Raw genomic sequence first — 11396 nt, 5'->3', positions numbered from 1 at the left:
TCTTTCCTTTACCATTATAAACAAAAAATGCTCAAAACAGAAAAAATGAAATTTGGATTACATAAATTGAAAATCATGGTAATATATATAATGTTAATTTTGCATATTACTATATATGTATAGGAGGAGAAATGATTTGTCAGATTTACAAGCGAAGTTTGGTAACGGTATGAACAAATTGCAAGAGGGAATCGAGCAAGGAAAGATGAAATTGCAAATAGCTCAGGAGGTTGCGCAATTAAAGAAAATTACGCAAGAGAAACTACAAGCGAAAACTGAAATTTTGCTTGAACTTGGTCAAACGGCATATATGCAACTCCGTAATGATGAAGTTCGAGTAGATGTGTTAAAAAATATTATAGAACCAGTACAAGAGCTGGATGTTGCTATTTATAACACGCGTAAGCAAATTGCTAATTTACAGAATCAAGGACAGAAAGGGCAGTGTAGCTGTGGCGGCCCATTATCATTAAATGATAAATTTTGTGGACAGTGCGGGAAAGAAAATGAGTTACTCCTTCAATCAAAAAATGCTGAAAATGGATCATGTACTTCATGTGATGAACAAATTGCAACAGAGGCTACATTCTGTCCTGTTTGTGGTATGAAGCAAAGTAAGGAGTGAGGAACATGTATTGTAAAACTTGTGGTTTAGAACAGTCGGATGTGGCGAATTATTGTTCGCATGATGGATCAAGTACAGGTAGTGTAGAAAGTGAAGTTACGTTAGCACCGAAAGACTCAAAGTATTGCCGAACTTGTGGAGTGGAAAGTAAAGGAACTGCTACGTATTGTGAGAAATGCGGGGATTCCTTATTAGGTATTATGAAAAAAGAAATGAAAACGAGATTACCAGACGAAGATTTGCAATTACATGTAAGTTCATCTGGAAGCAGTTTAAAAAAAGGTTTACTTGGTGGTGGGCTTGCAATCGTATGTATGTTTATCGCCGGTTTGATTGGTAGCTTAATTGTCGATGCGGCGATTAACGACCTAGTGAGAACGATGCTTACAAATATGAACGGTATGCTGAATATGGCTACAGTTGATCAATCTTTCATCGGCATAGCACCATTAATTTTAATGTATCATTTAATAGGCCTTGAAGTTAGTGGGAGCGGGGCATACACGATGTCATTTATCCTTCATTTCCCATTGTTTATCTTATTAACTATTCCGGCACTTATATTAGGTGGAATTGGATTCTTTGTAGAGAGAAGCAACCCTTCTGCTGTTTGGCGTGAGAAGGTAATAACATCAAGTATCATAGGTATTGTATATGGGATTTTCTTGTGTATTGTAAGCTTTATCGCAAGTTCTTCTACGACAATTTCTCAATTCTATCAATCGATGACAATCGATGTTGGTTATTCTCATGTTGTTAGTTTATTGTATGGCATTATATTTGGTTTATTATTTACCTTTATTGGTATGTGCATTCAAGCAGGGCCACACCGTCTATTATCTTCTATTAGTCGAAGTGTTCCTTATGCAGCATCTATTTATTATAGTGTAGTAACTGTATTAAAAGGATTGCTTATTACATTTGGTATTATACTTATTACAATTTTATTTAGCAGTTCAAAGTCAGTGGGACCAATTGATTTTCCTGAGAAAACATATAAAACATTAATTTCATTAGAAGCAACACCATACATGTGGAATATGGCTCACTTTGCTCCAACAGCAATTGAATGGGGAGATATGGATAAAGAAATGAGAAGATATTCAATGGAAAAAGGTCCATTGCATTTATCTTATACGTCAGGAATATCAATAAATGGTACGTCATTAAAAGATCTGGAAATTGCTAACGGAGCTAATTTTAAACGAGTAACAGAAATTGATGACTTCGATTCCTATATGCACTGGTGGGGATTATTAATTTTATTACCATGTATTTTATTATTTAGAGCTGGAATGAAATTGGCTCAATATCCGATGAAAAATATGTACGTAACTATCGCTGTGTTTAGTGCGGTTTATACTGTGATGATGCTTTGTGTAAATGGGTTGGCCAAAATTCATATTGAGGCTTCGGGAAGTAAAGAAGTTATGAAGGAATTTGCGGGGATTTCCGGACCATTGTTTTCTATTCAAAGTAGCACGATGTATTTAATAGTAGGTAGTTTTCTTCTTTCTTACGCATTAACATTCGCCGGTATGAAGTTAGGAAAAAAATAAGGGGGAGAGCCATTTGAAGTTTTGTGGGAAATGTAATAAACAAGTTGCGGATCATTTGAACTTTTGTCCTGAGTGTGGAAGTAAGGTAGAAGTCATTTCTGATCAAACAGCTTCTTCTCGTTCGGAAGTACAACGAGAAATAAAGCCAGTGAAAAGTAAGAAAAATATAGTGTTACTTATAGGTTTTGTTGTTATCTTTGCTATATTGTTTGGCACATATAAATTCGGTGCAAGTAAATTTTCAAAAGAAAAACAGGTCAATGTTATGATTGAAGCATTCCAAAAGAAAGATGCGAATGCAATTGATGAGTTTGTAAAAGTAGATGATCCGAGCTTGAAAATTAAAGCTGAAGATATTAAGGGGTACATTCGTTATTTAAAAGAAAATCCTTCTTATAATAAAGAACTGCTATCTTATTTACAAAGAGAGACAGTGGATCAAAAACTAGCAAGCGATAAAGCATCATTTAAAGATGGTCAAATTATAGAAGACGGGAAAGAATGGTTCTTATATCCGAAGTATAAACTTAACATGAAATCTTATTATATGAATGTAAGCACAACTGCGAAAAATGCCGAAATATATGTGAACGATAAGAAAGAGATAGAGTTATCAAATGATAAAAATTCAAAAGAAGTTGGTCCATATTTCCCTGGTTCTTACGTTGTAAAGGCAAAAGCGAAGACGGAATTAACTGAGTTAGAATCAGAAAAAGAAGTGGACTTGGTAGATGAAAAAGAGGCGAAAGTGGATGTTAAATTATCAATGGAAGGAAATTATGTAACGATTTCTTCTGATGAAAATGATGCAACTGTATTTGTAAATGGTAAGAAGCGCGGGAAGTTGAGCCGCGGAAGTTATAAACTTGGTCCTGTACCGACAGATGAAACAGTAGAGGTACATTTAGAAAAAACCGCTGAATACGGTGTAATTAAATCTGAAAGTATGAAAGTGGGAGACCAAAGTACATATTACTTAAAATTCCCGAAAGAAGCTTCTAGTTCGGCAGTTGGTGATTTTGTACGAAATCACATTTATAATAACGTACGTGCGATTTCGTTAAATGATTTTAGTTTAATTGAAAATGATTATGATAAGAGCGGGAAATCGTACAAGGAAGACCGTGATTACATACAGTATCTACACAAAAAAGGAATTACAGAAGACTTATTAACGATGGATGTTCGTAATGTAGAACGTCAAAGTGCTACGAAATATAAAGTAACGACATACGAAGAGTACCATATTCGTTACGGTGATGGGTCTGTAAAGTTCAAAAGCTTTAATAATGACCATATTGTTATTGTTAATGGAAATGGAAAGGTGCTATATCATTCTCTGGGTGCCAATAATACGTTGAAATCAGAGGAAGTATCTGGTCCGACGCATTAATAAAAGAGAGAGGTTGTTCAATATTGTTGAACAACCTCTTTTTTATAGTTTACTTCTTTTGTGAATTTTTGCTTGTAAATTGATATCCCTTTTTTACAATTATGAGCGCGTTTCCTTTAATATCGCTTGCACATATGGATCATGTAATATTTGTTCTATAATTGGTAACATGTTTTGTTCGAATGGAATATCGATAGGAAATGGCTTTTGTGAGCCAGGTTTGATTCCATATTGGACAATTTTGTAATGTGTATTTTCTTCAGAGCTGAGCACAATTAATTTATATCGATTGTCATCATTTGTGAGTGAAAAGTCAACGGAAGTAGCGTCGTATGTTACTTCATCCTTATATATATACGGTTTTGGTGTACCGATCCAGTCTACTTTTGCTTGTATATTCATGGACATAACCTCCTTATACCTATTATAAAAAAATAAAAGCCAGCTCTCAACAAAGAGAACCGGCTTTAGCAGTCATTGGTTATTTTAAAATTTTCACTTTAACAGTTTTGCGTCCCCATTTTTGAGCAGCGCTATCTGATCCAAGTAGGATGTCGATACGGTTACCTTTAATTGCACCGCCAGTATCTCCAGCGATAGCTTCTCCGTAACCTTCAACCCATACTTTAGATCCTAATGGGATTACTTTCGGGTCAACAGCGATCATTTTCATGTTTGGGTTCGCTGTTAAGTCATGACCCATTGCAGTTAATACACGGCCGCCGTATGTGCCACCGTTTTCGCTTGGATGAGCTGTATATGCTGTAGCTACAACTGTTAACTCACGACCATTAGAAGGTTCGCTAGTCTCAGCAGCTTTCACAGCGGGCTTAGCAGCTGGTTTTGCTTGTGCTGCAGGTGCTTGCGCTTTAGCTGGTGCTACAGTTTTAGCAGGAGCAGGTTGTTCTTGTTTCTCGATAACAGGTGCTGTACCTGTTAAGAAAGGAACGTGAACATAAGCTGTTTTCCCGTTATATTCAAATTGTAACCACTCATTTTGTACTTGGTTCGTTGTTTCGATCATATCGTCTTTCTTCAACGTTCCAAGAATTTCTGAGTTTGTGTTCGCTTCAGCACGTACGTTTAATACGTTAGCTGTTACGTAGTAGATGCTTTTTGTAAACTCTGTACTTACGAATGCGTCTTTACCATCTAAAGTGATTTTTGACCATCCGTTCTCTGTATTTTGAACATCTATTTTATTCCCGTTTAGTAATTTACCGACAACTTTTGATTCCATAGTAGGGTTTTCGCGTACATTTAGTACGTCTGTTGTTACAACAGTTTCTGCATTAGCAGATGATGTGAAAATCCCAAGACCAAAAACTGCTGCTGTTGCTATTCCAATTAATTTTTTCATGATAGCCTCCATTGCGTTTGTTTTCGTGTCCTCATTATAGCAACAGATTTTTTCGGATTTCGGGAAAACACACAATTACAAACCATTCGTAATCAGTCGTTAACATCCTGTAATATAACAAAAAATATAAGAAAGCGGTTTTCATTCTATATGATTAGTAGGTTTCTACTTATATTCAAAATATTTAATACAACATATTGTTTTCGGTGTAAATAAAAATATTACAGGAGTGTTACATGATGTTTACTAAACGGTTACATTCCTTGAGTATTTTACCGTTTTATGGGTAATATAGTTATATAAACATAAACATTTTGTTTGTGAAACTATAAACACGTGCTATATACTAGCAAAAAAACCGCATAATTGTTACAAACAGAAAGGGTTGCAAGGAAGAAAAATGCCCTTTTTTACATCTGTAACACATCCTTTTTTGGGAAAACACATTCCCATCCGCATTTTTCTCGCACAATTTGACAGCAGTATTTCGATCTTATAGCTCTTGCAGAGTAAAAAGATTATACGGAAGGTAAGGCTGTCCATAAGAATTCGAATTGGTGAAGGTGAAAGTAAGAAAATCACCTCAAAAATCATAGTTTTCTATCCGATTTTACATATCGGAATTTATGTTATTTAAAAAAGTAAAACCTACGAAGGGGGATTTGATGAGGAAACTGACAAAAACATTCATCGTTTCATTAACATTATGTATTGCATTTACACTTTGGGGGATTATTCCCGAATCTATTATTGGAAAAGGTAGTCTAGGAAATGTAACAACCGCAATTCAAACTGCATTAGTTAGTAAGTTTGGATGGTTCTATATTATTTCTGTTTCTATTATTTTAGGTGTGTCTATCTTTTTAATTGTTTCGAAATACGGTTCTATTCGTTTAGGTAAAGATGATGATGAACCTGATTATAGTTATATGACATGGTTTGCTATGCTATTTAGCGCTGGTATGGGTATCGGTTTAGTTTTCTGGGGCGTTGCTGAACCATTAAACCATTTGTACGCACCTCCGTTTGGAGAAGGTACAACTGAGGAAAGTGCGCGTCTTGCATTACGTTTTTCATTTTTCCATTGGGGATTACATCCGTGGGGACTATATGCATTTGTAGCGCTGTGTATTGCTTACTTTACTTTTAGAAAAGGAAAAGCAAGTACAATTAGTGCGACAGTAGGTCCGTTATTCAAAGGCGGGGAACATGGACGTATTGCTCATTCATTTGATGTGTTAGCTGTTTTCGCAACTGTGTTTGGAGTGGCGACGTCATTAGGCCTTGGTGCAAAACAAATTGCCGGTGGTGTTAGTTATTTAACATCTATCCCGAATTCATTAACAACACAGTTAGTTATTATTGCAATCGTAACAGTTCTTTTCATGTTATCTGCGCAGACAGGTCTTGATAAAGGAATAAAATATTTAAGTAATACGAACATTATTTTGGCGTTTGCACTTATGATCATTGTATTATTTGCAGGTCCAACAAACTTTATTATGAATTACTTCACTTCAACAATCGGTTCTTATATTCAGGAATTGCCAAGCATGAGCTTCCGCTTAAGTCCATTAGATGAAGGTGGAAACCAATGGATTCAGTCGTGGACAATTTTCTATTGGGCATGGTGGATTGCATGGTCACCATTCGTAGGTACGTTTATTGCCCGTGTTTCACGAGGACGTACGATTCGTGAGTTTGTTATCGGTGTGTTACTCGTACCGACTGTAATCGGTGCGCTTTGGTTCTCTGTTTTCGGCGGGACGGGTATTCATATGGAGCTGTTCGGCGATGCACATATCTTTGAAAAAATTAAAGAGATGGGGACTGAAGTAGGATTGTTCGCTATGTTTGATCAGATGGGAAGCTTTGGATCAGCCTTATCAGTATTAGGTATTCTACTTATTGCAACATTCTTCATTACATCAGCAGATTCTGCGACATTTGTTTTAGGGATGTTAACGACACATGGTAGTTTAAATCCGCCGAACCGCATTAAAATGGTTTGGGGTATCGTTTTAGCAGCGATAGCTTCTACTCTATTATATGTTGGTGGATTAGAAGCACTGCAAACGGCAGCTATCATTGCCGCATTCCCATTCGTTTTCGTTATTTTCTTTATGATGGCGGCATTATTTAAAGAGTTACAAAAAGAAGGACGTATGAAGCGTCATTAATAATAGAAGGAAAAAGGGCTGATTATGTATCAGCTCTTTTTTATATAGAAGGAATTTAAACACAAGTAAGGGAAATAAAATACTTTACTATATAAGTAGTATGCCTTTTATATAAAGAAAAATCGATACGTTTCGACAAATTACGATAATTTGTAAATTCTATTCATATTTTTGACAAAAAATTGTCGGAAATGTGTTGTCACGTTTATATATATGTGCTATATTATTTCCTGTAAGCGATTTCAAATAGTTTTAAAGCGCATTCAAGGGGGACATCAAGAATAATGAAACGTTACGAAAGAAAGTGGAAGCATATTTGTTTGAAACGTGTGGCACATCGTAGTGTCCAAGAAAGCACGGAACCTAAGACTGAAACGCGCAAAGAACAGCAAGAGAAGCAATTGGTTCTACAAAAATAGCAATCACTTTTTCGTATATAAATGAAGGTCAATCGTTCGTTGGGGGATGGACGTGAAATTACTTTCAGCTAAGGGGTATTGTCTGATATATATAATTTATACGGCAATAAATCAGCACAGAGCATACGGCGCTCTGTGCTGATTTTTATTTTGTAAATAAAAATCAGTGGGAGAACTCCCACTGATTAAAGTTTTACTTTTCTTTTTTGAATCGAACTGTTTTATCCCAGCCAATGACTTGTTTCTTGCTCTTTGCACGTAAGTATAAAATTAAGCTGCGAATGAATAAGTACGTAAAGAGCTGTGCGTACGTAAAGTACATGATAACACTAATAAAAATATTAGTTGGTGTAAAGGTTCGTTCCACACTCTGGGCACTAAATAATTGAGAAACATATGTAATATATGCGACATACCACATAAATAGTAGCGGAATGCTATATTGAATTTGGAATATCCCGAGTAACCCAATTACAAACCAAACGTTCGAAATGATTAAGAATAGCCAAAATACAACATACACTAAAACTTGTTGTAAGGAATGGACGAGAAGTTTTCCTTTAAAGAAACTTAAGGAAGAAAACATTTTTTCTAAAATGTACAAGTTCCCTTGGAGCCAACGTGTACGCTGCTTAATAAGGATTTTTAAATGCTCAGGTTCTTGTTCCCATGTAATCGATTCTGGAACGATCGGTAAGAGATAGCCTTTTTGTGTAATTCGTAATGTTAATTCAGCGTCTTCTGCAATTGCATACGGGTCATAGCCGCCAAGTTCTTCTAATGCAGAGCGACGAAGAAGCATGTTTGTTCCTGTTAGTGAACCTGTTTGGAATAGTAACCAGCGTCCTGATTGCATAAGGAGCTGGAAGATTTGAAATTCTAATGAAATCATTCGTGTTAGCCAGTTTCTGTTTTCATTTACAGTACGAACGTGACCAACAGCTCCAACAGCATCCTCGATTGTTTCAGCGTGTTCTACAAGCATTCGCAGTGCATGTGGTTCAGGCTGGTTATCTGCATCATACACACAGAAGTATTCACCATCTGAAATACTAAGACCATAGTTTAATACACGCGATTTCCCTTTTGGTTCACCCGCCGGAACACGAATGTGACGAATATGAGCATAAGCTTTGTCAAAATCGTCCCCAATTTCAGGTGTCTCATCTTGAGAGTTATCGTTTAATAAATAAACAGTTAGTTTACCTGGATATTCAATCTTTGCCATCGCCTCTAAAGTATCTTTAATAACGACCCCTTCATTGTGGGCTGGTATTAAAATGTCGACGCTTGGATAATGTTCTAGCGTACGATCTTTTCGTTTACTATTTCGGTGAACTAAACCTGCGAGTGTTAAGAAAGAATAGTAAACAAGTAAGGCAGAGAATAGAAAGGCTGTAAATATAAGTATATACTTAATCGAAAATGTGATACTAATCCAAAAAACGAGTACGCAAAACAGAAGGAATAAAAGCAGTATAACGAGTGTCATCATAATAACGTCTTTCCTTTGTTCCCAATTTGCTCGCGTGAAATTTGTATATCTTGGATCGCTTCAGCAGCAAGCCATTGCTCCATTTTTGGCTTTAGACGATTCATTACAATGTCAGCACCGGCTTCATTTGTGTTTTGTAATAAAATAACGAGCTTATTATTATCGTATTCAGCAGCAAGATCAAAGTCATCTCTTATCGTTTCAACTAATAATGAAGCTACACGGTTCATAACACTTTCCTTTGTATATTTACTAAAGGAATTGAAATCAAAGTAAATAATAATACCTGTTTCATTACGACGATTCATTGCAGTGATTAATAATGCTTGTCGTCTTTCGAATTCTTGTCTTGTTAATAATTTTGATTCTCCAATGTATTGTTCTAATATTCTCACACGTTCGGTTAATTCTTGATTTTCATGAATAACCTTCTTTAATAAATGAGTTGAGATATATACGATGAAGAAGTTTGCTGCCATTAGGAAGTGAGTAATAATGTATTGCCATTGTTCTGATGTGCTCCATAAGTAAAGCCATGCTTGGTAGAATAGGTAGAACACCGAAACAATGGTTCCTAATATGAAGAGAACAAATGCAGTCTTATCAGGCAAAAATAGAAATAGTACATTAACCATTACATATATAATTGTAAAAATGAGAGCATGCTCATATTGCGTTACATGTACAGTTGTAAAATAAAATAAAATTTGTAAAACCCACATAGAGAGGACTTTATAGAAGTTATTTTTCACAAAACTTTCCTCCTTAAAGATAATTCATGCAAGGATACTTGTAGTATGCGCAATTATTAAGAAATAGACCGGATGACTAGATTCTTTTTGAGAGAGCAACAATAAGTAGTATCCCTCTTTGGTAAGAAAAAATAAACAGACTTACTAATTATTGTATCATAATGTTCTTATATTTCAGCATAAAGTATTTAATATATACAAAAAAGTAAACATAATAATAAAAAGTCCCCTCTTTAGAAAGAGGAGACTTTACATCATTTTATAGGAACATCATACCTGCAACTGCTGCATTTAAGAAGTTCGCTAATGTACCAGCGATAACTGCTTTAATCCCTAATTGTGCAATTTGTTTACGGCGAGTAGGAGCTAGCGTTCCTGTTACACCTAATTGAATTGCGATAGAAGAGAAGTTTGCGAATCCACAGATTGCGAATGTTAAAATTAAATTTGTTTTGTCAGAGAACTCTGCCATGTGTGGTCCTAAGTTTGCGTATGCAACGAATTCGTTGATTGCAAGTTTTTGACCGATAAAGCTTGCTGCTTGTATCGCTTCACCTGGAGAAACCCCAATTAAGATTGCAAATGGTGATAGTAAGTAACCGAAGATTAAATCAAGGCTCAGTTTAATATCGAACCAAGAACCAACCCATCCTAATAAGCCATTTAATAAAGCGATTAATGCGATGAAAGCCATTAACATTGCTGCTACGTTAATAACAAGTTGCATACCTTCAGATGCACCACGTGCAGCTGCATCGATAACGTTTGCATCTTCACGTTCTGTAGAAAGTTCAACGTTATTATCTACTTCTTCTGTTTCTGGCATAATTAATTTCGCAATTAATAAACTTGATGGAGCTGCCATAATTGCTGCTGCTAATAAGTGTTCTAACGGAATACCCATTGCTGCATAGCCGACAAGAACTGATCCGGCAACAGCTGTCATACCGCTTACCATAATAGTGAAGAATTCACTATTTGTTAAACGTGCTAAGTAAGGTTTGATTAAGATTGGAGCTTCAGTTTGTCCTAAAAATACAGTTGTTACTGAGTTTAAACTTTCTGCTTTAGAAGTTCCAAGAAGTTTACTTAATGCGCCACCAACGACACTCACAAATCTCTGCATAATACCGAAATGATATAAGATTGCTACTAATGAACTAATAAATACGATTGGAAGTAGTGCTTGAATAAAGAAGACAAATCCCCAAGGGCCTTTTGCGTTGACTAAATCCCCAGCAACGAACTTAATTCCCTCGTAAGAAAAATTAATTAATCCTTGAACGCCGTCTGCAGCGTGTTTTAAACCTGCTTTTCCGGCATCCCATCTTAATACGATAAATGAAAATGACATTTGTAATGCTAGCGCGATTAAAATTGTGCGCCAATTAATAGCTTTGCGGTTGGAAGATAGTAAAAAAGCAATTGCTAATACTCCAATCACGCCGCCAATTCCCCATAAAAGATTCATGCAGTGTATGCTCCTTCCTCATAGTAAAAAAAGTGTATAAACCAGTTGTCTATACGTTTACGAATATAACATCTTAAGTAACTTATCATAATGGACATCGGAGGTCAAACGTCTAACGAAAAGTTTAAATAAAAAGAAAATT

9 protein-coding genes are annotated in these 11396 nt (G+C 35.7%); 4 read left to right on the top strand and 5 right to left on the bottom strand.

Annotation, left to right across the window (positions count from 1 at the left end; translation table 11 throughout):
• The first annotated feature begins 136 nt into the window (after nucleotides 1-136).
• Genes J0835_RS25765 through J0835_RS25755 form a run of 3 tightly spaced genes read left to right on the top strand, consistent with a single transcriptional unit; the run spans nucleotide 137 to nucleotide 3577 of the window.
• Entirely contained in the window at nucleotides 137-625 is a 489-nt protein-coding gene (locus J0835_RS25765) for a zinc ribbon domain-containing protein (RefSeq protein ID WP_087983208.1), read from the top strand.
• Between the two features lie 5 nt (nucleotides 626-630).
• Entirely contained in the window at nucleotides 631-2184 is a 1554-nt protein-coding gene (locus J0835_RS25760) for a hypothetical protein (RefSeq protein WP_087983206.1), read from the top strand.
• Nucleotides 2185-2197: 13 nt separating this feature from the next.
• A complete protein-coding gene (locus J0835_RS25755; protein WP_087983204.1) occupies nucleotides 2198-3577 on the top strand; it encodes a zinc ribbon domain-containing protein in 1380 nt (459 codons plus the stop codon).
• A 99-nt stretch (nucleotides 3578-3676) separates the two neighbouring features.
• Here J0835_RS25755 and J0835_RS25750 read toward each other — a convergent pair whose 3' ends face one another.
• Together J0835_RS25750 and J0835_RS25745 are read right to left on the bottom strand one after the other, a co-directional pair.
• Nucleotides 3677-3979: a DUF3910 family protein gene (locus J0835_RS25750; RefSeq protein WP_087983202.1), complete on the bottom strand. Its 303-nt coding sequence runs from the start codon at nucleotides 3977-3979 to the stop codon at nucleotides 3677-3679.
• A gap of 79 nt (nucleotides 3980-4058) precedes the next feature.
• Nucleotides 4059-4937: a cell wall-binding protein EntA gene (locus J0835_RS25745; protein ID WP_087983200.1), complete on the bottom strand. Its 879-nt coding sequence runs from the start codon at nucleotides 4935-4937 to the stop codon at nucleotides 4059-4061.
• Between the two features lie 665 nt (nucleotides 4938-5602).
• Between J0835_RS25745 and opuD the strand changes: the two genes are divergently transcribed.
• The gene (gene opuD / locus J0835_RS25740) at nucleotides 5603-7117 is read left to right on the top strand and encodes a glycine betaine transporter OpuD (RefSeq protein ID WP_087983198.1); all 1515 of its coding nucleotides are present in this window, start codon (nucleotides 5603-5605) and stop codon (nucleotides 7115-7117) included.
• 612 nt (nucleotides 7118-7729) lie between these two features.
• On the opposite strand, the gene J0835_RS25735 is transcribed toward opuD, so the two are convergent.
• The 3 genes from J0835_RS25735 to J0835_RS25725 form a co-directional block, all read right to left on the bottom strand.
• Complete coding sequence (locus J0835_RS25735; RefSeq protein WP_087983196.1) at nucleotides 7730-9031, bottom strand: glycosyltransferase family 2 protein; 1302 nt, start codon at nucleotides 9029-9031, stop codon at nucleotides 7730-7732.
• The gene (locus J0835_RS25730; protein WP_087983194.1) at nucleotides 9028-9783 is read right to left on the bottom strand and encodes a diguanylate cyclase domain-containing protein; all 756 of its coding nucleotides are present in this window, start codon (nucleotides 9781-9783) and stop codon (nucleotides 9028-9030) included. The genes J0835_RS25735 and J0835_RS25730 overlap by 4 nt, the downstream gene beginning before the upstream one ends.
• Before the next feature lie 259 nt (nucleotides 9784-10042).
• Nucleotides 10043-11254: a NupC/NupG family nucleoside CNT transporter gene (locus J0835_RS25725; protein WP_087983191.1), complete on the bottom strand. Its 1212-nt coding sequence runs from the start codon at nucleotides 11252-11254 to the stop codon at nucleotides 10043-10045.
• Nucleotides 11255-11396: the final 142 nt, after the last annotated feature.

The sequence above is a fragment of the Bacillus cereus group sp. Sample62 genome, assembly GCF_036851315.1.
Taxonomy (GTDB): domain Bacteria; phylum Bacillota; class Bacilli; order Bacillales; family Bacillaceae_G; genus Bacillus_A; species Bacillus_A wiedmannii.
The sequence above is the reverse complement of the archived record's forward strand: the minus strand, read 5'-3'. Positions and strand labels throughout refer to the sequence as shown.